Genomic DNA, 19,855 nt, shown 5'->3' with positions numbered 1-19,855 from the left:
CTGTACCAACATGAGACCTTCCTCAGTTACCTCAGAATCAAGTGGATTGTTCATTCCGTTGACGGAGGTGCCCCAATTTGTCGGCACTTGGGGAGGGGTGCTTATTGGGAGCACCCGTGGAGCGTTCCCAGGGCTCGCTGCAGACTTTGCTCGGACTTATATATAGTCAGGGCGTTCTGCATCTTTTCAGGGTGGGAGCTGGCATTCTGGTTCACCCGGATCAGGGAAATCAGTTTTTGGGCCTCGACAGACGCGATTTTTTCCGGGGCGGTCAGGGAGATGGCGGGATAAGCCTGTTTAACATCGGCCATCTCAACAGAGCTGAATTCTGGAAGATGCGGATTGGTCCCAATATAGACAAAGGCTGTTTGCAGGGAATTCTCTCCACAGATGACATCCAGGTCTGAGCGCCAGACGTATTCTGCCATCATGATATTTTCTGCCTGCAAGGCCTTCTGTAAAAGCAGGCGGAAACGGGCGTTCTCTGGTTGAAGAATCATATTAAGAGTCATCTCGGAGATGCGCATGGATTCGGGGATGCCATAGTCGGGATCTGCGGTCAGATGGTGTTCCTCGTAAATGGCTTTGATGGTATCGGGCTGAAGGTAAATTCCCCGCGCCAGATTGATATAGAAGGTGGAGGGTTTCACTTTGAATTCGATCAGCATTTTACCATAGCTTTCTGAAATGCTGGGGTCGATGGCCAGATAGAGCCCTTCGCCCGCAAAGAGTCCCTTGGAGCCAGAGGCCGGGGCCCAGAATTTGGAGGTCGCATAAGAGATGCGGTCCCAAATAAGTTGATGTCGGCCCGTGGGGGAGTTGAGCAGGGCTTGGGTGGAGTTCTCGTCTTCGCGGTAAATATCAAAATAGTGATAAAGGCGTTGTTCCTGGCCAAATTGGATCTTGGCAGCACCAAGATCGCGGGCAAGCAGGGCTTCCGCAGAGGCCGCTAGGGCACTCGCAGCAAAGGTCAGGCTTATTGCGGTGAATGCTAAGAATCTTCCAATCTTAATCATAGTTCTACTCACTCTCTTATAGCTGTTCCAAGTATTGCAAATCACAGACCGTGAGCAAGGCTGGGGAGTTGTCTCATAATGAGATAGTGGTATATTGCCAAGATCATGATTTTAGCTTTTTTGATCCTGCTGTCTTTTCAACTTTTAGGGGAAGCCGTCGTGCATTCCCTGAACCTGTTTATTCCCGGACCCGTCTTGGGCATGGTGTTGTTCTTTGTCGCCTTGCTTGTGAAGCCAGCTTTGAAAGAAAAAGTGGAAGTTTTAAGTCGCTCTATCACGGCTCACTTGGCGTTGTTCTTTGTGCCTGCCGGAGTTGGTGTGATTGAGTACTTTGATCTCTTTGGTCGCTATGGTGTGGGTATGGTGGTGACTATTTTGATCAGCACGGTAATCACGCTGGGGGTGACCGCTTTGATCTTTCATCAACTGATGAAAGTGGGATCTAAAGGAGGTCCGGCATGATGGAGCTTTTGGCGTTGATCATGACCCTGGGTTTTTATCTGGCGGCTCGTCGGATCAGCAGTTGGGGCAAGGATCATCCTTTGCTGAGCCCGCCGGTACTGACGATTCTGGCCGTGATAATCATGTTGCTGGTCTTTAAGATTCCTTACAAAGAATACTTTCAATCCGCGCGTCCGATTCACTTTATGCTGGGACCGGCGACTGTGGCGTTAGCTCTGCCTTTGTACAATCAGCTGGAAAAATTAAAGAAGGTTCTTGCTCCCTTGATGGTGGCCTTGGTGATTGGCTCGACCGTGGGAATTTTAAGCGCAGTCTTTTTCGGTGCTCTGTTCGGTCTTCCACATGATGTTCTGTTGGCGTTGACTCCCAAGTCGGTGACGACCCCCATCGCCATGGGTATTGCCGAAAAAATTGGAGGCGCTCCTTCGTTGGCGACGGTGTTTGTGATGATCACCGGGATTGCCGGAGCCATTGTTGCCACGACGGTGATGAAGTTGGTGCGTGTGCAGGACCCTGTGGTCAAAGGCTTTGCTATGGGTTTGGCAGCTCATGGGTTGGGGACTGTGCGAGCTTTTCAGATTAGTGAAATGGCCGGGGCTTTTGCCGGACTTGCCATGGCGTTGAATGGCCTGATGACGGCCATTCTGGTGCCATTACTTTTATCTTTTATTCCCTAAGGTCGTTGATTCGGCAGGTTCTGAACCAGTTGAGCGAAGCCTTGAACCCATTGTGGATTTTCATTCACACAAGGGACCAGATAATAGTTTTCGCCACCAAATTCATGGAAGGTCTCCTGACCACCAATGCCGATTTCTTCCAAGGTTTCAATGCAGTCAGCGACAAAGGAAGGACAGATCACCGCAATGTTCTTTTTCCCGGTTTGAGCCAGCACTTCCAGGCTATGATCTGTGGCTGGCTTCAACCACTCCGCACGTCCCAAACGTGATTGGAAAGATACACTCCAGTGACTTGGCAATAAATCCAGAGATTCGGCAATTTTGGTTGCTGTGGCAAAACACTGGGCCCGGTAGCAGTTCTTGGCACAGGCATTTTTCTCAAAGCAGCAGTCTTCAGTAACCAGGCAGCCTTGATTCTTGCGAATATGACTTTCCGGCAAACCATGGAAAGAAAACAGATAGTGATCCACCTTTTTATCCTGCAAAGAATCACGGGTGATTTCGATGGAAGGATTGATAAAGGCTGGATGATCAAAGAAGGCAGGCACGCGGCGCAAAGGGATCTGGATATTACGATCCTTCACCAGTTCATCCACCAGATTGAAAGAGCTGCCGTTGGTGGCTTCCGCATACTGGGGGAACATCGGAGCAACGATAATCTCGTCCACCTTTTCGTCCACCAGTTCTTGCAGGGCCGTTTCCACGGAAGGCTCGCTGTAGCGCAGACCGATTTTAATAACGTAGTCGTTCCCCAAATGTTTTTTTAGTTCACCAGCGAAACGACGGGTGTAAACCGCAATGGGGGAGCCCTCATCCATCCAGACTTTTTTGTAGTTCTCGGCAGAAAAGGGCGCGCGACGAGGCACGATCAAGAGATTCACCAGCGGCCAGCGCAGCAGGAACGGAAGATTGATCACTTCCTTATCCATCAGAAACGCCGTGAGATATTTTTTTACGTCAGCCACTTCATAGGAACGAGGACTTCCAATATTTATCAGCAAAAGGCCTTTTTTACTCATATTGACTCGCGATCTTTTCGGCAATCAGGTCACTGCGTTCCAGGATTTTGCTTAAGCCAATACCGCTAAGGTAATTGCCATGCAGATGCAGCTCTTTCGGAAGTTCAACTTCCTGAAGATCGGCCAGAGATTCTTCCAATTGCAGATTATAATAAGGCAGGGCCTTCTTCCAGCGGTTGATTCGATAATCCAGTAGCGTGTCCTTCTGGCCCAGAATACGGAAGCGTTCTTCCGCGATCAGCTTTAAGAGATCCGCATCACTCAGGTCCAGAAGCTGTTCTTCTTTGGCGCCGCCCAGAATCCAGGTTTCATTGTAAGTCTTGTCACGGTCTTTGAAGATATAAGAGTTCATCAGAACCCCCAAGGCCTTCAATTCGAAACCGCGTGGGATCAGACAGCCGAAGCCTTTGAACTTGTCCTGAGCTTTGGCAAAGAACAGGGTCACACTCATTAAGGATGACATTTGAATGCGCGAAAGAACTTGGGCGATGCTGGGATAACGAACCTTCGTCAGTTCAGAGGCGGCTTTGGCAGAGGTCGCGATAACCACGGGTCCTTGCAAGCTTTCGACTGAAACTGGGGTGTTCAGGTGAATGTTCACTTTCAAATCCCGAAGACGCTGCTCAAGATGATCTACCAGGTCCTGCATTCCACCGGGACCTGTCAGCAGGCCTTTGTATTTCCCTTTTTTTGTTTGGGAAAAGAGGGGGCCCAGGATCAGGCTGGCACTGAGATCAGTGATTTCATTGCCATAGATTCCCTGCATCGCCGGACCGACAATATACCTTGTCGGGGCTTTGCCCAAATGACGCTCACCCCACATTTGCAGAGTTTCTCCCGCTTGGGGTTTGAATCCTTTTTTTCCGTGAAGCAGAACCTGAGGCAGAACTTTGGCAATGGTCAGAACAGTTTCAAGGAAACTCAAAGGCCAGGATGTCGGGGAACCACGGAAAAGAAATCTTTTCTTTGAGGACTCCAACGGCAGGCTGGCGGTGAGTCCCAACTCTTGAAACAGGTGCTCGGCTTTCTCGGTGCGGATCAGGGCATTGGCGGCACGCTCGGCGATGCCGTATTCTGTCTGGTCCGTACCCAGCAGTCCACCAACCCTGGACGAGGATTCATAGAGTTCTACTTGAAAGCCTTTTTGGGCGAGCCTTAGCGAAACTGTCAGTCCCGCAAAGCCCGCGCCGATAACATGCACTGTTCTCATATGGATTGAGAGAAGATCTTTGTCTGAGGTTGTTTGTTTTTCAAGCGTTCATCGAAGAAGACACACGCGTTGCGCAGGAAGGGACGACCCTCTTCTTTGACAACCAGCTTGTGGTCTTTCACTTCCACCAAAGCATCCTTGATCATTTCAGCCAGGAACTCTTTGGACTTGGCTTCTTGATCGTCATTGATGAATGGCACTTCAAAGTTTGTCATAAGCTGCAGAATCTGATCGCGACGAACTTTGTCTTCGTCGGTCAGGATGTGACCGCGCAAGGTCGGCAAACGGCCGTCATTGAGGGCCGCTTCGTACAGTGGCAAAACTTTTTCGTTCTGATGGAAGCTGTACGGAGTTTCAGAAATGGAGGAAACCCCCATGCCCAAAAGAACATCGGTGCGTTGATCCGTATAACCCATAAAGTTACGGTGCAAACGTTTTTCGTTCATGGCAATGCACAGATTGTCTGTAGAAAGTGCGAAATGGTCCATGCCCACTTCGACGTAACCGCCGTCCAGCAGAATGCCACGTGCGATTTCGTAAAGCTCACGCTTTTCTGCAGATTTTGGAAGGTCTTCATCCTTGAATAAACGCTGAGCGGGTTTGATCCAAGGAACCAGGGCAAAGCTGTACAAAGCAATACGATCCGGGCGCAGGGCCACTGTGGCCTTGGCTGTTTCTGTGATGGATTCCGGAGTTTGTTTCGCCAGGCCATAGATCAAATCGAAGTTCACGGAAGTGTAACCCATCGCGCGGGCTTCATCGGTCAGATTTTTGGTGATTTCCAAAGGCTGAATACGGTTCACCAGGCGCTGAACTTCCGGGTTGAAGTCTTGTACGCCCATGCTCACACGGTTAAAGCCCAGCTCACGCAAAGCTTTTAACTGTTCTGCGTTCGTGCGGCGAGGGTCCACTTCGATAGAGCCTTCAAAATCATGAGTGTCGATTTTCACGCGAGACAAAATAGGTTTCAATAGTTGAGTCAAAGCATCCGCAGAAAGGAAGGTCGGAGTTCCGCCGCCCAAGTGGATGTGTTTCAGGGGTTTTTCCAGAAGTTCTGGCACCTGATCCAGGTACAATTGCCATTCTTTCAGCACCATATCCACGTAAGGAGTTTCACGTTTGTGATCCTTAGTGATGATGTTGTTGCAGCCACAGAAAGTACAAAGGCTTTCGCAGAAGGGAATATGCAGATACAAAGACCATCCACCAGTGCCTTCTTTCAAGGTTGCGCGCAAGTGCTGCACCCATTGATCTGTCGTCGGGTTGGTCTCCCAGTAAGGAACAGTTGGGTAGGACGTATAGCGAGGAGCAGGGACGTCGTACTTGGCCAAAAGATCTTTTATCATGACAACACCTCACGAACAGTATCCACGAACATTTTCACATGTTTTTCAGGAGTTTTCGGCAGAACCCCGTGGCCCAGTCCGCAAACCCAGCCCGCACGTTGTTCAATGCTCATGTCTTTCATTGGTTTCAAGAAGGTCTGAACGGCTTTTTTGAAATTGCCTTCGTCCATGAACAACAAACTTTGGTCAAAGTTTCCTTGAACAAAGCCTTTGTTCTGGATGTTGAAGCATTCAGGGATGTAGCAGCGGTGATCAAAACCCTGACCGGCCCATGGCAAAGCACGGAAGGCCTCATCAAAGAATACAGCCTGCGTACCTTTGGAGTAATAACCAATCTTGCCCGGATAGTCTTGAGACAAACGAGTCAGAACCGGCTGAATCCATTCTTTGAAGAACAGCGGAGACACTTCGCCCGCAGCGGTGTCAAAGATCATCACGATTTCCACGCCACCTTCCAGTTGCAGGCGGATGTTTTCTTTTAGCAACGGATACATTTTTTCCAGGAATTGCGGGAACATCGGAGCCAGTGTTTTGGACTGAATCAAAGAGCCCGCGTGGGAACCTTCCACTGCGTAAACGAACAGTGTCCAAGGGCCGCCGACAAAGCCGATCAAGCTCTTATTGGAAGGCAGAACTGCGCGGGTCGCCTGTACGGCTTCCTTTTGGAAGTGCATGAACTTGACTGCTTCTTCCACGCCACCCAACTGACCCAGAGTTTCTGGATTCAGTTTGAAGCCCAGTTGTGGGCCGTGGTCTGTGTACTCAAGGCCCATACCCAATGCCTCCAATGGGAACAGGATGTCGCTGAACAAAATAGAGACGTCAAAGTCAAATTCTGCCACGGGACCGCGAGCGACCTCTGCGGCAAGGTCGGCTCTTTTGCAAAGCTGATCGAAGGAATGATTAGCACGCATGCCCTGATAGTGTTTGTGGTAACGACCTGCCTGACGCATAAACCAGACAGGCGGCACGGCCTGAGGAGTCCTCTTAAGAGCGTTTTGGAATAATGGATTCATGTTGCCTCCTCTGTAGACCACTGATAGCCGACCCCGCGAACGGAACGGATGTGTTTTTCTCCGTCATCGCCCAGGAGCTGGCGCAAGCGCACAATAATGTTGTCGATAGTTCTATGGCTGGGGTTTTTATCAACGCCCCAGATTTCATTCATAATTTCATCCCGGCTTAAAACGCGGGGCGATTTGTCAATCAAAAGCTGCAGAATTTTCAGATCCGTGACTGGTGGATATTCGATCTGTCCGGTTTTTTTTGTTACGGACATCTGTGTGAAGTTCACGGTGCAGGTTTCAAGCTGCAATTCACGGGTCGGTGCATGGGCATCCAAAACGTGTTTCACGCGGATCAGAAGCTCTTTCAGGTGGAACGGCTTGGGAATGTATTCTTCCGCTCCCAGCTCAAAGCCTTTCAGGCGGGATTCTGCATCCGCCTGAGCCGTCAAAAATAGAAATAGAATCGGGGAGGTTTGGCGGATTTTATCAGCCAGTTCAAAACCGCTGCCATCAGGCAGGCCCACATCCAGAATGGCCAGGTCAAAGTCTTTGGTTTTAGTGAAAAAAGACCATGCTTCGGAAAGATTTTTGGCCCAGGCGACATCGTAATCACGCTTCAGGCGCTCATTCAGGGTTTCACCCAGGGAAATGTCGTCTTCAACCAGAAGAATTTTTCTCATGGCAAAGTTCCTTGCAGTTCAATGTGGGAAGTGAAGCCTTCGTTTTCTTTGGATTCAAACCAGATGTCGCCCTTCATCTTTTCCAAAAGACGTTTGGTCAATAGCAACCCGATGCCGTTGCTGCGAACATCCTGGGACATCAGAATTTCAGAACCCAGTTTTTTCAAAATGCCCTTAAAGCCCAGGCCATTATCCTGCAAAGTCAGTTCGATACGGCCTTCCGCGTGAGGACGGACTTTGATTTTAACAGTGGTGGCCTTTCCATGCAGAACTGAGTTTTGCAGTAAATTGCGCAAAACACTCAGAAGCGCACGACGATCGCCAAGAATTTTGGCTTCACGTTCAAGCTCCACAGTAAGTTCCGAAAACTCACTGCGCAGACTGGAAAGAAGTTCACTTAAAGACACTTGTTCTTTCAGAAGAGTTCCGGCCTCCAGATTCGCCAGCAGCAAGGAATTTTCCAGCTGCAGATCCAGGCGCTGAATGTCCTGGATCAGACGTTTCATCACCGGATGGGAATTGGTGTTGAGATCTTCTTCCAGAACCTCGGCCTGCAAACGCAGACGTGCAATGGAGGTTTTGATGTCATGACTGAAAGTGGAGAAAAAGAAACGCAGACGCTGGTGACGTTTTTGATCGCGATAAGTGAAAATCACCAGGGCGATGCCGCCAAACAAGATTGCAGCCAGCAGAATAGAACCCTCCCACGCAAACATGCGGTGGGAGAATTTCATTTCATCCATGGTGGCGTTTTCGGGCGTAAGTTTGACCAGAAAATAAATCCACCACCAACCCACCAGCGAGAAGGTAAAGGCGAACCAGATGATCGCCAATGCCGTCTTGATATGAGGTTTGATGAAGGACTTGGTCATGCTATTCCGCCGCCTCAATAATGATTTGTGCTGCTTGATCCAGAAGTTCTTCGGAATGTGCCATGGATACGAAGCCCACTTCGTAAGCGTTTGGTGCCAAGTACACGCCGTTGTTCAGGGACTTCAAGAACAAGTTCTTGAAGGTGCCACCTTGGTTTTGTGGGATCTGATCAATAGAACGGATCGGAGCAGGAGTTTGACCGTGAATCCAGAACAGGGATGCCACTTGGCTGACTTCCAGATTCAGACCTTTCTTCGCGAAGCCGGATTTCAGTGTTTGTGCGAACTTTTCAGTTCTTTTCTCAAGAACATTCCAGCCATCCAGACGTTGCATTTTCTTAAGCGTGGTCAGGCCCGCGCGCATACCAATCGGGTTCGCACTTAAAGTTCCCGCCTGATAAACGTCACCACTTGGGGCTACCATGTTCATCAGTTCTGCTTTACCGCCGTAGCAACCCACAGGGAAGCCGCCGCCGATGATTTTACCGTAAGTCACAAGATCAGGACGGATGCCGGTCTTTTCAACCATGCCACCCAAGCCCACACGGAAGCCCGAAATCACTTCGTCAAAGATCAGCAAGCTGCCATTCTTTTCGCACAATTCAGCGACTTTACGCAGGAACTCAGGACGTTGAACCAACAGTCCATAGTTCGCAGGAAGTGGCTCAATGATCACAGCCGCGATGTCTTTTCCTTGGGCGGCAAAGACTTCAGCAAGCTTAGCTTCATCATTCAATGGGGCAACAACAGTTTGCGCGGCCACTTCCGCAGGAATCCCCGCGCTGGAAGAAGCGGCTGTGCCTGCCAGACCGCTACCGGCTTTGACTAACAGATTGTCCACGTGACCGTGGTAGCAACCTTCAAATTTCAAGATTTTATTACGGCCCGTAGCCGCACGTGCGACACGCAAGGCACTCATCACCGCTTCTGTACCGGAAGATACAAAACGCAGCTTTTCCATGAATGGTAAAGTGCTGGTGATCCATTCAGCCAGTTCCAAAGAATAAACTTCGGCAGCCCCGAAGGTCCACGCCGTGTCCACCATGCGGTGAACTTCTTCTTTCACCTCTTGATCCAGGTGACCCAGAATCAAGGGGCCAAAGCTTTGGCAGAAGTCGATATACTTTTTATCTTCAACAGACGTCAGGAAGGCGCCTTCAGCCTGCTTAAAGAAGACCGGAGCCCGATCCAAACCTTTGAAGGATCGAACTGGAGAATGAACACCGCCAGGAGCGACTTTCAGAGCGCGTTGGAATAATTCTTCCGAGGTTACTTTGTGCATTGTTTTCTCCAGTCTTCCTGATCCAAGAACACATGTAAGTTTTTTGGATCGTATGATTTTTTATTTTCCAAGTAAGCGCGGATTACCTGATGGCTGTTACCCGGGCCTGAAGCGTGATGCTGGGACAGAATCTCAGGATTCTCTTCCGCTGCCTTCAGGAACTGGCTGCCACTGCTCCAGAAGAAGAACTTCTTGCCTTGCAAAGAGCTCTTATCCTGTTGCGCTTTCAGCGTGTAAGTCGGAACCAGGGTCATGTTCTCTTGAGCAGAGTCATAACCGTCTTCGTGGCTCAACTTCGCCCAGGTCAGTTTTTCACCGGCCAGAATATCCAGGCGGGCTGCTTCCTGCTCTCCAAGGCTTTCCGCACATCCGTGCACCCATATACCTTTTTGAGAGAGATTTTTCCATGTTTTTAGACCGGCGGTCCATACAAAATCCGACCATTTCAGGTCGGCGGGCCAAGCTTCGCTGCGAGCAACAAAGAGCCCTTTGGTGCCAGCTGGAATCTGATAGGTTTTAAGCGCTTCGCGCTCGGCAGTGACGTCAGCAGACCATAGCTCGTCCGCAGCAAACCGTGGTGCCGCAGAGGTCAGTTCAAGCTCCCTTTTATCCAGAACCTGGCCGCCATCGGTCAGGCCTTTGAGGATCGTGATACGACCATAAGGGCGGGACAGCACGGCGATACCGATTTTTTGATGGCAACCGCCACCGAAGCTGGAAAGAACATCACGTTCTTTTTGAGCGCAATGGAATGTCTCGGGATCATGAATTGTTTTTAGAACATCCAACAGATCTGTGCGAGTCTTTAAAACTTCCACCGCCAAGGCACCCTGGGCAGCCGCATTCGGATTTATGGATAAAGGCAGCACGACCCAGTTTAATTCCTGGAAGTATTGGCGCAACTGCTGCTGACCTTCAAGGAACTCAGGCTCCGTGGCGCTGAACAAACGGTCAAAAGCGGCTTTGGCGACAATCAGGCCGTCTGTTTCCGGTGACTCAATCAACTTGCGCACGCGAGTCAGCATGTTTCCGCGCACACTTTCAAACTTCACGTGCTCAAGACCAAACGGCAGGTGTTCCTTGAAGAAACCTGTCAGGTTGTATTCACGGCGTGGGGAGGAGCTGAAAACGTTCAACGTTTTGCTGCTTTTGATTTTGTCGAAGTGGGATTTTTTCACCAGCAACAGATCGCGCTGATCGGCGCGCGGCAAAGTCGCGGCAATCACCGTTTCAGATTTGTGTTCGGTCGGAAGGTCTTTCCACGAATGAACCACCAGATCGGTTTCACCGCGCAGAAGTTCGCCGAAGAAGTCTTCTGTGAAGACACCTTTTTCAGGAATTTTCCACAGAGGATCCGTGAGGTTTTTATCCCCCAGGGATTCACGGAAGCGGTATTCAATTTCTACTTCTGGATTTTTTTCTTTTAGAGCATCTCCGACCATGTAGGCCTGAAGACGGGCCAGATCACTTTTCCTTGCGGAAATTCTTAAGCGCATATGTCGTCCCAACCAAGTGGGCGAAGCTCTGTCCTTTGTGTGAAGGCCAAGGCTCTTTCAAGAAGAGCAGCTTTAAGGGCCTCCAGTTTTGTTGTTGTATCTTTCTTGGTTTCCTCGATCTCCGCAAAGAACTTGTGAAGACCCATGAAAGCCACATGAGGGAATTGTGTTGCCACGATTTCAGCAAGACGGTTGTCTTCACCGCGCAGGTCATAGACCGCTGTCGGGCGAGTGTCTTGTCTGTTCATCAGCTCCACAATGCGCTCATCAGTAAGAGGTGCAGCAATTACCAAAGCTTCGCCGTGAATATAAGTGTCATTGTAAGTGGAAACAGCCAGGTTGTCGTACTTATCGGCAAAGACCTGCATTTTTGCAGGATCACGGCAGATCACCTGATTGGACTTTTTCAGCGCCAACCACGGCAGGATTTCCTGAGCCAGATGGCCGGAACCGCAGATGGTCACAGAGTCCATGTCTTTGGTGTAGCGACGCAAAAGACTGCCATAGCTTTGCGACCCCAGGCCCACCAGATGTTGGGAACGGGTCTTCTTCACTTCGGCCATGACAAAGTTCAGCCACTTTTGGTGGTCACCGAAGAGAGGGTCTTGAGCTTGTTTGCGAGACTCAATAAAGAGTTTGAATTGGCCAAAGACTTCCGTTTCACCGATGATTGGAGAATGCAGTCCGCAGAGAATCTCAAGCAAAAGGCTCAAAGCATTTTCGCCACGAAGAATAGTATCTTGCGGTTCAATAATATCCGCATAGTTGTTCAGCTCCATTTCGGTGCAGAACAAAATCTTACGGAGGCAGGTTTTAAAGATCGCGGCGTCTTGAAGTGAAGCCGAAAAACCTTCTGCGAAGTTTCTATTGGATTTTCTGTGAACGAGAAGTATATCTTCCATGTGACGATAGGTTTATCACTAACCTTTCATTAAAGTGTCATCGAAATGTCATAGACCCTGCGTAAATGGAGCCTAAAAAATAGGCAATGATCCAAAATAAGACCCCAGGGTGGAGGCCATATATGAAGCTCACTCAAAGACCGAGACGAAATCGTAATACTGAAGCCTTGCGCCAAATGGTGGCGGAGACCGAATTAAGGGTTTCCCAGCTTGTTTTGCCGCTCTTTCTAGTCGATGGAAAGGGTGAACAGCAAGAGATTAAGACAATGCCAGGCATTTTCCGCCTGAGCCCTGACATGATCTTGAAAGAAGTGTCCAAAGCGGTGGATTTGGGAGTTAAGACTTTCGATCTGTTCCCGGCGTTGCCTGAAACACAGAAGGACAAATACGGAACAGAATCTTTGAATCCGAACGGCTTGGTGCCTACGACTCTCAAAATGATTCGCGACAAATTCCCGGATGTGACTTTGATCACTGACGTGGCTTTGGACCCGTATTCGTCTGACGGTCACGATGGCGTTGTGGAAAATGGCAAAATTCTAAATGACGAAACGGTGGAGCTTCTGGCGAAAATGGCGGTGGTTCACGCGCGCGCGGGGGCAGACATTGTTTCTCCGTCCGACATGATGGACGGCCGTGTGGGGGCGATGCGTGAAGCCTTGGATAACGAGGGCTTCATCAACACGGGCATTCTTTCTTACTCTGTGAAATATGCCTCGTGCTTCTATGGTCCGTTCCGTGATGCTTTGGATTCCGCGCCGAAGTTTGGTGATAAGAAAACGTATCAAATGGATTATCGTAACACCCGCGAAGCGCTTCGCGAGATTGACCTGGATGTTGCTGAAGGTGCAGACATGGTGATGGTGAAGCCTGCTTTGAGTTATCTGGATGTGATTGCCAAAGTCAAAGCCCACACGCATTTGCCGGTGGCCGCTTACAATGTCAGTGGTGAATACAGTTTGATCAAGGCCGGTCACAAAGCCGGGATCATGGATGAAACTCGTGGGATGGTGGAAACACTTTACTCCATTCGTCGTGCGGGGGCGGATGTGATCTTCACGTACTTTGCTCTGCCGATGGCGGAATGGCTTCGAAAGAATCAGAATTAGAAAAAGAAAGGGAGTCGGAATGACTCCCTTTCTTTTTTGGTTCTCCCGCTTTTATCGGCTGCAAGGAGCCATTTGAATGTCGTAAACCCGTATGCCCGTGTCGATCTGAGCAATGATGAGGGTCTTGGTGGCAAGTTCCAGGGTCTTGATGCCGGTCAGTACAAAATCGCCTCTATTTTTAATGGTCTTTTGAACGATCTGTTCAATCTCTTCCAGGGTCCCTATGTAACAGATTTTGTCCGTGATAAGAACATTGGCGGGGATTTTTGTCGCTTGGTCGATAATCATAATTTCGTTGTAGGCGCTGACGATAATAGCAGGACGTTGCTTAGCCTGTGCGGCAGTGGCGAACATAAAGGGCAAAGCGGTCAGGAAAAGTAGCTTTTTCATAGGGGACTCCTTTGTTTTACGAAAACTTTGGAGTGCTCAGATTGTGCCAGATGTGAATTCGAATAGGTTTGATCTTATGGCGTGGCGCCTGTTTAGGCCACAGGCAGGGTGACGTCTTCTGTTCTAGCGGAAGAAGTGGCGGTAATAGATCATGAAAATGGTGTCGATCTTGCCGTTATCGTAGTTTTTGTTGTTATAGTTCACATAGTTGATCAGATTTCCGTGGCTTTGTTCGATGCGGAAACCAATGCGCCAGTTGCCTTTTCCCGTCGAGAAATCTGCATAGCCAGTGCCTTGATAGCCCTTCTGATGACCTTTGGATTCATGGCCGACTTCCGCCCGATAAGTCAGCGTGCGTGGACCTTTTTGACACCAAAGAACTCCACCGACATTGGCGGCCACGAAGCTGGCTCCGTCAATCGTGCTGCCACGAGACCCCAGTTCAGAAAACGCACGGGCTCGGCAGGTGTTGCGAGCGTTGATATATTCTTTGGCAATACCGACATACAATCCCAGAATGACGCCATTGCGGGTCTTCTCGCCGTCACTGATATTGTGAGGTGTTTTTGTCTGGCCGGGCTTCATGCTGTTCACCAGCTCATGGAATTTTTCCTGATGAGTCGCCCCGTGGAAGAAGCCCCCGCGGGAGTCAGATTTTAACTGCTGCCATCCTGTTTCGGCTTTCCAGTAGAAAGTTTTAGAGCGGGCGTTATCGATATTGTCCAAAACGAACTTCAGGACGGTTTCATTGGTGAAGTACTGATCCATGTGACGTCCGCCATCCTCGAGCTGTCTCGTGGTGCCGTCCACAGGTTTTGTGAAAAGATCTGTGCTGTAGTCGAAGGTCAGATAGTGCCCACTTGGCAGAAAGCCACCGATAGCGATTTTAGCTCCATGAGTATAGCCGTGGTCGTCGGTGTCCGCGCCGACGGCGATAGGATTCAAAACATTGTAGTCATTCGTCACAGCAAGATAAACACTGATGCCACGGGGGCGATCAAAGTTTTCTCCGGGAAGGAATTGTCTGAACATGTGGGGAACGTCACGGCCATCCTCGAATTGGATGCGGATCACTCCTCCCAGTTGGTCAGGCTTGGCAAGCACATGGGCGTAGCGAGCCGATACGCTGAACATATCCGGTGCCTCTTCTGCATAGAAGTTTTGATAGACCCAGAAATCCTCGGCCTGAGCCAGAGAGGAAAGGGTCAGAGTCGTCGCAAGGACCAAAGAACTCCAGAGCTTCATAAGACCACCTTGTGTTTGATGCGCTAGAGTTAAAGCGCAACTCGCGTTTTCACAAGACGGACTCTGATAGATTCACTTTTTTCCACGATAAAACTCGCGGAACATTGCGGAACGACTGGGTTTTTCCGGAACTATTGTTTTTGGGTCGGGGTGGGAGCACTTGGGGCGGGTGTGCTTGTGGCTGTCTTTTTATCGTCCTCTTTGCTCCAGGCAAAGGACTTCATGATCTGATTGCAGTTCTTCAAAGACTCGCTGAACGTGGCTTTGTCATCAAGGCAGGTCATCACGGCCACGCGGTCTTCATGCTTCAGAATCACCTGGCGGATTTGTTTGTTCTTCGCTCGGGAAAGCATGTCGACAACCAAGGCCGGGCTGCCATTCAATTCAAAGTTCTTGGCCGAGATCACCTCGAAACCATAGTTCGGGTAATCACGCATCCATTTGCGGGTGTAAAGATCCAAGGAGGCATTCTTGGCGATTTTGTCCGTGCGGATGCTCAGGGTGCCCTTGCCGTTGTCTTTGGCAGCAAAGCGGACAGTATCTAGAATGCTCTGTTCTGAGTTGGCTTGAGGAACCCAGGACGTGCCTTCGGTTTTTAGTGTGAAGCCCTTGTGCAGGAAATAAAGCCCTTTTTCGGGATTGGTCAAAGCCGATGAACTGGTCGCCGGATAAGGCGCCGCCAAGGCTGTGACAGGAGCTAGAATAAGAAGGGCTAAGAGTTTCTTCACTCTTTAATGGTAGCTTGAGCCGGTGGCTCCAAGCAAGGGCCTAAATCAGATGGCAAAGTCACAATGTAAATTTGTTTCTTATCCTGGAAATTACGCGTGAAAGCCAGGCGTTCGTTAGACTCATCCGACACAGCAGGGGCAGCCAAAGAGTCATTTCCTTTGAAAACAACCTGTGTGCAATGCTTTTCGATGTCATAAACCTCAAGCTGGCTGTGTTTTTCCCCTTTGCGCACAATGCTGTAGAAAAGACGCAGTGGGGGGCGGGGAGTAAAGAACAGATCGCGATACTCGCCTTCACCGGATTTGAGGACCACGGGGATTTTTTCTTTCAGTTTAAAAAGAACCAGACTTTCTTCGTTGGTCTTAAGATTCTTCTCAGCCCACGCGGCCTGTTTTGTATCGGGGGTCAAAGCCGGGAAACGTTTTTCTTTGTCTTTTTCGGCAGAGATCAGGCTGACCGGCAGGTTTTTCATATCCAGGCGATAGATCCCCGTCAGGCTGCCTCGGCGCGAAGTGAACAAGATGGCGGGCTTGCTGGGGTGAGGCAGGAAGTCGCTTTGTCCATCGAAGCCTGGCTGCTGGGTCAGGCGCAGAATCTGCGTGCCGTACAGATCACTCATGTACAGATCTGAAGGGGGAGCTTCTTTATCGAAGCTTTTATTCAGCAAAGGACTTTCTTTAATTTCATCTGTTGTGGACGAATAAAGAATTTCAGCGGGACTGATGTAGATCGCATCAAAAGCATCACCGTCAGAAAATGTGATTCGGCGTTCTTTATTTTTCGCCAGATCGATTTCGTAAATCTGAGAGCCCTTATGGCTGTTGCGACTGCGACTGCTGTAAAGCAGTTTACTGCCATCGTTGGAAAAGCGGGGATGGTTGTTGTCCCCCAGAAACGTGACTTGTTTGGAGCCCTTGGCCAGCAGGTAATCCGGGGTCAGAACATCTTTGGTCACACTCAGGTGGGAACACCCCACGGAAAGAAAACAAAGCGCCCCGATTGCCTGACTGAACCACAACTTCATATCTCTACCTTGTGTAACACTTTCTGGAGTAGTGAAGAAGGATTCACCTTCTTCAGTTCTTTCAAATTCACCCACTGCAGATTTTTGCCTGCCAGAGACTTCTTCTGAGTGATTTGAATAAAGATATCATGATGGGTAATGTTGTGTTTGGCATCATAGGCTTTGGGCTTGTTTTTTTCCATGCTGATTTCACCAGGGAAAATCATCTGGCCCTTCAGGAAGGGAGCATAGTCATTCTGTACCAAAGCCACCTTATGGTCCTTGATCGCGACAAGGGGCTTCCAGACCCAGACCTCGGATTCTTTGCGCGGTTTTTTTAGTGGTAACTTGTCCACCAGGTTTTTTTCGCGGGACACACAGGTCGCCGCCCAAGGACACAGCATGCAAGTCACCTTTTGAGGTGTGCATACGGTGGCGCCAAGTTCCATCAAGCCTTGATTGACGACATCGGCCTGCCCGAGCAAGGACAATTGATCCGAGATCTTTTGCAATTGATCACGGCCTTTATTGTTCCACCACTCCAGTTTCAATCCGTAGCGGCGGGATAGCACACGAATGACGTTGCCATCCAGAACACCGACTTTTTCACCGAAGGCAATACTGGCAACCGCGCGGGATGTATAGGGACCAAATCCTGGAAGTTCCAAAAGCTCTGCCGCAGTTTGTGGGAAGCCATTTTCAGATAGAGCTTTGGCCGCCTTGTGAAGATTGCGGGCGCGGGAATAGTATCCCAGTCCGGCCCAAGCTTCCAGCACGTCACTTTCAGGGGCTTTGGCCAGATCATGAACGGTTGGAAAGGTTTTCAGGAATTTTTCAAAATAGGGAATCACGGCCACAACCGTGGTTTGTTGCAACATGACTTCGGAAAGCCAGATACGATACGGATTTTTATTCTCGCGCCAAGGCAGGGGGCGCTGATTCTTTTTATACCATTGTACCAGTTGTTTGTGGTCATTCTTATAATCGTATTGGGCCGTCATGCGCGTAATTTAGTCGTCGGGCCAAGGCTGAGTCAAGCATTGCCGAAGCCGTGACAGAGGGGTAGGATGGGGCATACTTTCGATTGAGGAGTTCACATGGAATACAAGCCTCTTAGTGGACGCGAGTTCCCGCGTTTTTCTGCAATTAAAACTTTCTTCAGATTGCCCTATGTTTCTATAGACGCGGACTACGAAGTCGGTATTTTCGGCATCCCTTATGATGGTGGGGTTTCTTATCGTCCGGGCGGGCGCTTTGCTCCGGCGAAAGTGCGCGATGTCTCCAGTCTGGGGCGCGGTTTTCATATGACCCGTATGGAGAATTTTTTTGAAAACCTCAAGGTCGCCGATATCGGGGACTGTCCGACAGTTCCTATTGATCAGCATCAGACTTATGAGCGCATCGAAAAATTTGTCGGTGAAGTTCTAAGTCACAACAAACGCTTCCTGGCGGTGGGCGGGGATCACTCCACAACGCTTCCGGTTTTGCGGGCTTTGCGCAAAAAGTACGGAAAACCTTTGGCCTTTGTTCACTTCGATGCGCACCTGGATACCTATCCGGCGGCCTGGGGGCAGGAATATCACCACGGAGCTTTCGCCCGTCACGCCGTGGAAGAAGGCTTGGTGGACCCTAAAAAAATGGTTCAGATCGGCATCCGCGGTCCTTTGGCCGGTGGTGATGATTTGAACTTTGTGAACAAACACGGCATCCGTGTGATCACGGTGGATGAGATTCGCAATCAGCCGCTGAATGATTTCCTGCGCACGCTGCCGACGTTTGATGAAACGCCGACGTATATCAGCTACGACATTGATAATCTGGATCCAAGTTGTGCGCCAGGAACAGGCACGCCGGTCCCTGGTGGTCTGACAACCTACGAAGTGCAGCGCATTTTCCGTGCTTTGAAGATTCCCAATCTGGTCGGGGGAGATGTTGTTGAGATCTCTCCACCCTTTGATCATGCGGACATCACAGCTTTGGCGGGGATGGATGCTCTTTTTGAAATGTTACATCTGTTTCCGAAAAAATAATTAATTGCGCTCGCCGTGGGAGATCACCAAAATTTGTGACTGAGTGATATTCACGGCGACAAAACTGATGGCGTTCACACTGGGGAACCAGTAGGTGTTCGGATCCACCCAAAAATGCTCCAACCCCTGTTTGAGTTGCAGCAGCTGCCAATGATTTTTGGCTTTTGTTTTTTCCATCATCATCCGATCTGCGGGATCTTCATAGCGATGTATCTGATGATTCATGGAACTCATCAGAGTCTCAATCAACAGCGCCCACGAGGCTTGCTGCAAGCGCCAGTCATTCAGCTCTTTGAGCTCCTTCAGATCCCGAACTAGGTTTTCCGATGAGCTTTGATAGAGTTCAAAACGCAGGCAGGCAAAATCCGGATAGGATTCTTCGATGCGGTCACACTCGGCTCGCAAGGCGGCGTGCTCGGAATTAAGTGGGATCCCTGTCAACGCGCTCGCCTGCGCGGAGAAACTCAAGACAAATACAATTATGCTCACGTATCTCATAGACACCTCCACGGGCGGTGTTTGCAAGTTGGATTCCCGCGTGAAGGTTTTCAGGGACGTTGTTCAGGCTGTGTTTTGTCCGAAGGCTGGATCGGGGGCAGAATGAAATCGTGCTTTGAAAGTTGGGGGTGGCATTGCTAGGATGGACATATGAAACGACTAATTATATTTTTGTTTTGTCTGTGCTCTGTAGCGGGTGCCCAAGAAGCTTCTCCACCGAAGTCTTTGGTTATGGGCGTGCCTTTTCAGGTCAAACGAGTCAAAGCCATCATGGAGTTTCAGGATTTTATCACTCAGGCGCTGGCGGAGGCGGGATTCAAGGTGATGATTCAGAACACCCCGGCGCAAAGACCCTATGAGCTGCTTGTTCAAGGCAAGCTGGATTTAATCATCTACGATGACAAGTCCTTCCTTGAAAAAAGGGATCAGACGGTGTCCTTGTCGTTTCCGGTCGTTCATGTCCGGGGGCGGGTCTTCTATCTAAGTGGCAGTTCGAAGTTCAATGAGGATAAATTGAAAGACCTTAAGGGCGGCATTTCAATCAACAATCATGCCCTGGTGCTCGAGGCCAGCCGCCGTAAGCTGAAGTTCATTCATACGGCCAGTCCGTTGCAGAGTGTGGTGCAATTGGTGGATGGAACAATTGATTACTTTGTGGCGATTGAGACAGTGGGTTTGAGTGCCATTGAAGCCTATCCCATAGCGAAGGGAAAGGTGGTCATGGCGAAGAAGACTTTTCAGGAGCTTCCGCTATTCCTGACCTTTCATAAGAAGCTCAAGCCCGACATCCCGCGGATTGAGGCGTCCGTCAGAAAAGCCCTCGCCGGGGATCTGAGCAAGTATCCGCTGATCATCGAAAGTCTGAACAAGAATCCTTAAAAG

At 49.8% G+C, this 19,855-nt stretch carries 21 protein-coding genes; 5 read left to right on the top strand and 16 right to left on the bottom strand.

Annotated features, from left to right (window positions below):
• Window positions 1-101 precede the first annotated feature (101 nt).
• Entirely contained in the window at window positions 102-1,016 is a 915-nt protein-coding gene (locus tag ACES2G_RS16010; RefSeq protein WP_374000744.1) for a hypothetical protein, read from the bottom strand.
• A 105-nt stretch (window positions 1,017-1,121) separates the two neighbouring features.
• On the opposite strand from ACES2G_RS16010, the gene ACES2G_RS16005 reads away from it, so the two are divergent.
• A complete protein-coding gene (locus tag ACES2G_RS16005; RefSeq protein WP_347358295.1) occupies window positions 1,122-1,478 on the top strand; it encodes a CidA/LrgA family protein in 357 nt (118 codons plus the stop codon).
• A complete protein-coding gene (locus ACES2G_RS16000) occupies window positions 1,475-2,155 on the top strand; it encodes an LrgB family protein (protein WP_374000743.1) in 681 nt (226 codons plus the stop codon). Before ACES2G_RS16005 ends, ACES2G_RS16000 begins: the two co-directional genes overlap by 4 nt.
• Here ACES2G_RS16000 and hemH read toward each other — a convergent pair.
• From hemH to ACES2G_RS15955, 9 genes are read right to left on the bottom strand one after another with little or no spacing between them, the layout of a single operon-like run.
• Window positions 2,152-3,174, bottom strand: a complete 1,023-nt coding sequence (gene hemH, locus ACES2G_RS15995; protein WP_374000742.1) for a ferrochelatase — start codon at window positions 3,172-3,174, stop codon at window positions 2,152-2,154. The two genes, ACES2G_RS16000 and hemH, sit on opposite strands and share 4 nt — an antisense overlap.
• On the bottom strand, window positions 3,167-4,384 hold the full coding sequence (locus ACES2G_RS15990; protein WP_347358292.1) for an FAD-dependent oxidoreductase: 1,218 nt from the start codon (window positions 4,382-4,384) through the stop codon (window positions 3,167-3,169). The genes hemH and ACES2G_RS15990 overlap by 8 nt, the downstream gene beginning before the upstream one ends.
• The gene (gene hemN / locus ACES2G_RS15985) at window positions 4,381-5,730 is read right to left on the bottom strand and encodes an oxygen-independent coproporphyrinogen III oxidase (RefSeq protein WP_347358291.1); all 1,350 of its coding nucleotides are present in this window, start codon (window positions 5,728-5,730) and stop codon (window positions 4,381-4,383) included. Before hemN ends, ACES2G_RS15990 begins: the two co-directional genes overlap by 4 nt.
• A complete protein-coding gene (locus tag ACES2G_RS15980) occupies window positions 5,727-6,746 on the bottom strand; it encodes a uroporphyrinogen decarboxylase family protein (protein WP_347358290.1) in 1,020 nt (339 codons plus the stop codon). Before ACES2G_RS15980 ends, hemN begins: the two co-directional genes overlap by 4 nt.
• Window positions 6,743-7,417: a response regulator transcription factor gene (locus ACES2G_RS15975; protein ID WP_347358289.1), complete on the bottom strand. Its 675-nt coding sequence runs from the start codon at window positions 7,415-7,417 to the stop codon at window positions 6,743-6,745. Before ACES2G_RS15975 ends, ACES2G_RS15980 begins: the two co-directional genes overlap by 4 nt.
• On the bottom strand, window positions 7,414-8,289 hold the full coding sequence (locus ACES2G_RS15970) for a HAMP domain-containing sensor histidine kinase (protein ID WP_347358288.1): 876 nt from the start codon (window positions 8,287-8,289) through the stop codon (window positions 7,414-7,416). Before ACES2G_RS15970 ends, ACES2G_RS15975 begins: the two co-directional genes overlap by 4 nt.
• Window position 8,290: 1 nt before the next feature.
• Window positions 8,291-9,571 (bottom strand): glutamate-1-semialdehyde 2,1-aminomutase, encoded by a 1,281-nt coding sequence (locus tag ACES2G_RS15965; protein ID WP_374000741.1) that lies wholly within the window; start codon window positions 9,569-9,571, stop codon window positions 8,291-8,293.
• The gene (gene hemC, locus ACES2G_RS15960; protein WP_374000740.1) at window positions 9,559-11,067 is read right to left on the bottom strand and encodes a hydroxymethylbilane synthase; all 1,509 of its coding nucleotides are present in this window, start codon (window positions 11,065-11,067) and stop codon (window positions 9,559-9,561) included. Before hemC ends, ACES2G_RS15965 begins: the two co-directional genes overlap by 13 nt.
• A complete protein-coding gene (locus ACES2G_RS15955; RefSeq protein WP_347358285.1) occupies window positions 11,058-11,969 on the bottom strand; it encodes a hypothetical protein in 912 nt (303 codons plus the stop codon). The genes hemC and ACES2G_RS15955 overlap by 10 nt, the downstream gene beginning before the upstream one ends.
• A gap of 122 nt (window positions 11,970-12,091) precedes the next feature.
• Here ACES2G_RS15955 and hemB point away from each other — a divergent pair, with 122 nt between their 5' ends.
• Window positions 12,092-13,078 (top strand): porphobilinogen synthase, encoded by a 987-nt coding sequence (gene hemB, locus ACES2G_RS15950; RefSeq protein WP_347358284.1) that lies wholly within the window; start codon window positions 12,092-12,094, stop codon window positions 13,076-13,078.
• Window positions 13,079-13,129: 51 nt separating this feature from the next.
• Here the strand turns inward: hemB and ACES2G_RS15945 are convergent, their stop codons facing one another.
• The 5 genes from ACES2G_RS15945 to ACES2G_RS15925 all read right to left on the bottom strand — a co-directional run bounded on the left by ACES2G_RS15945 (window position 13,130) and on the right by ACES2G_RS15925 (window position 17,446).
• Window positions 13,130-13,468: a hypothetical protein gene (locus ACES2G_RS15945; protein ID WP_347358283.1), complete on the bottom strand. Its 339-nt coding sequence runs from the start codon at window positions 13,466-13,468 to the stop codon at window positions 13,130-13,132.
• Window positions 13,469-13,591: 123 nt separating this feature from the next.
• On the bottom strand, window positions 13,592-14,713 hold the full coding sequence (locus tag ACES2G_RS15940) for a hypothetical protein (RefSeq protein ID WP_374000737.1): 1,122 nt from the start codon (window positions 14,711-14,713) through the stop codon (window positions 13,592-13,594).
• Between the two features lie 131 nt (window positions 14,714-14,844).
• Window positions 14,845-15,441: a hypothetical protein gene (locus ACES2G_RS15935; protein WP_347358281.1), complete on the bottom strand. Its 597-nt coding sequence runs from the start codon at window positions 15,439-15,441 to the stop codon at window positions 14,845-14,847.
• Window positions 15,438-16,466, bottom strand: a complete 1,029-nt coding sequence (locus ACES2G_RS15930; RefSeq protein WP_374000736.1) for a TolB family protein — start codon at window positions 16,464-16,466, stop codon at window positions 15,438-15,440. Before ACES2G_RS15930 ends, ACES2G_RS15935 begins: the two co-directional genes overlap by 4 nt.
• A complete protein-coding gene (locus tag ACES2G_RS15925; RefSeq protein WP_347358279.1) occupies window positions 16,463-17,446 on the bottom strand; it encodes an A/G-specific adenine glycosylase in 984 nt (327 codons plus the stop codon). Before ACES2G_RS15925 ends, ACES2G_RS15930 begins: the two co-directional genes overlap by 4 nt.
• Window positions 17,447-17,542: 96 nt before the next feature.
• On the opposite strand from ACES2G_RS15925, the gene speB reads away from it, so the two are divergent.
• Window positions 17,543-18,475 (top strand): agmatinase, encoded by a 933-nt coding sequence (gene speB, locus ACES2G_RS15920; protein WP_347358278.1) that lies wholly within the window; start codon window positions 17,543-17,545, stop codon window positions 18,473-18,475.
• On the opposite strand, the gene ACES2G_RS15915 is transcribed toward speB, so the two are convergent.
• The gene (locus ACES2G_RS15915) at window positions 18,476-18,973 is read right to left on the bottom strand and encodes a hypothetical protein (protein ID WP_347358277.1); all 498 of its coding nucleotides are present in this window, start codon (window positions 18,971-18,973) and stop codon (window positions 18,476-18,478) included.
• A gap of 150 nt (window positions 18,974-19,123) precedes the next feature.
• Between ACES2G_RS15915 and ACES2G_RS15910 the strand changes: the two genes are divergently transcribed.
• Entirely contained in the window at window positions 19,124-19,852 is a 729-nt protein-coding gene (locus tag ACES2G_RS15910) for a transporter substrate-binding domain-containing protein (RefSeq protein ID WP_347358276.1), read from the top strand.
• Window positions 19,853-19,855: the final 3 nt, after the last annotated feature.

It is taken from the genome of Bdellovibrio bacteriovorus (assembly GCF_041888015.1).
Taxonomy (GTDB): domain Bacteria; phylum Bdellovibrionota; class Bdellovibrionia; order Bdellovibrionales; family Bdellovibrionaceae; genus Bdellovibrio.
This window is presented reverse-complemented; position numbering and strand designations above follow the sequence as displayed.

Bases quoted from the DNA above. Each gene is read 5' to 3' on its own strand.
- hemH (WP_374000742.1), bottom strand. From the start codon at position 3,174: ATGAGTAAAAAAGGCCTTTTGCTGATAAATATTGGAAGTCCTCGTTCC.
- hemN (WP_347358291.1), bottom strand. From the start codon at position 5,730: ATGATAAAAGATCTTTTGGCCAAGTACGACGTCCCTGCTCCTCGCTAT.
- ACES2G_RS15990 (WP_347358292.1), bottom strand. From the start codon at position 4,384: ATGAGAACAGTGCATGTTATCGGCGCGGGCTTTGCGGGACTGACAGTT.
- ACES2G_RS15970 (WP_347358288.1), bottom strand. From the start codon at position 8,289: ATGACCAAGTCCTTCATCAAACCTCATATCAAGACGGCATTGGCGATC.
- ACES2G_RS16010 (WP_374000744.1), bottom strand. From the start codon at position 1,016: ATGATTAAGATTGGAAGATTCTTAGCATTCACCGCAATAAGCCTGACC.
- ACES2G_RS16000 (WP_374000743.1), top strand. From the start codon at position 1,475: ATGATGGAGCTTTTGGCGTTGATCATGACCCTGGGTTTTTATCTGGCG.
- ACES2G_RS15910 (WP_347358276.1), top strand. From the start codon at position 19,124: ATGAAACGACTAATTATATTTTTGTTTTGTCTGTGCTCTGTAGCGGGT.
- ACES2G_RS15965 (WP_374000741.1), bottom strand. From the start codon at position 9,571: ATGCACAAAGTAACCTCGGAAGAATTATTCCAACGCGCTCTGAAAGTC.
- ACES2G_RS15930 (WP_374000736.1), bottom strand. From the start codon at position 16,466: ATGAAGTTGTGGTTCAGTCAGGCAATCGGGGCGCTTTGTTTTCTTTCC.
- ACES2G_RS15915 (WP_347358277.1), bottom strand. From the start codon at position 18,973: ATGAGATACGTGAGCATAATTGTATTTGTCTTGAGTTTCTCCGCGCAG.
- speB (WP_347358278.1), top strand. From the start codon at position 17,543: ATGGAATACAAGCCTCTTAGTGGACGCGAGTTCCCGCGTTTTTCTGCA.
- ACES2G_RS15980 (WP_347358290.1), bottom strand. From the start codon at position 6,746: ATGAATCCATTATTCCAAAACGCTCTTAAGAGGACTCCTCAGGCCGTG.
- ACES2G_RS15925 (WP_347358279.1), bottom strand. From the start codon at position 17,446: ATGACGGCCCAATACGATTATAAGAATGACCACAAACAACTGGTACAA.
- ACES2G_RS15975 (WP_347358289.1), bottom strand. From the start codon at position 7,417: ATGAGAAAAATTCTTCTGGTTGAAGACGACATTTCCCTGGGTGAAACC.
- hemC (WP_374000740.1), bottom strand. From the start codon at position 11,067: ATGCGCTTAAGAATTTCCGCAAGGAAAAGTGATCTGGCCCGTCTTCAG.
- ACES2G_RS15940 (WP_374000737.1), bottom strand. From the start codon at position 14,713: ATGAAGCTCTGGAGTTCTTTGGTCCTTGCGACGACTCTGACCCTTTCC.
- ACES2G_RS15945 (WP_347358283.1), bottom strand. From the start codon at position 13,468: ATGAAAAAGCTACTTTTCCTGACCGCTTTGCCCTTTATGTTCGCCACT.
- ACES2G_RS16005 (WP_347358295.1), top strand. From the start codon at position 1,122: ATGATTTTAGCTTTTTTGATCCTGCTGTCTTTTCAACTTTTAGGGGAA.
- hemB (WP_347358284.1), top strand. From the start codon at position 12,092: ATGAAGCTCACTCAAAGACCGAGACGAAATCGTAATACTGAAGCCTTG.
- ACES2G_RS15955 (WP_347358285.1), bottom strand. From the start codon at position 11,969: ATGGAAGATATACTTCTCGTTCACAGAAAATCCAATAGAAACTTCGCA.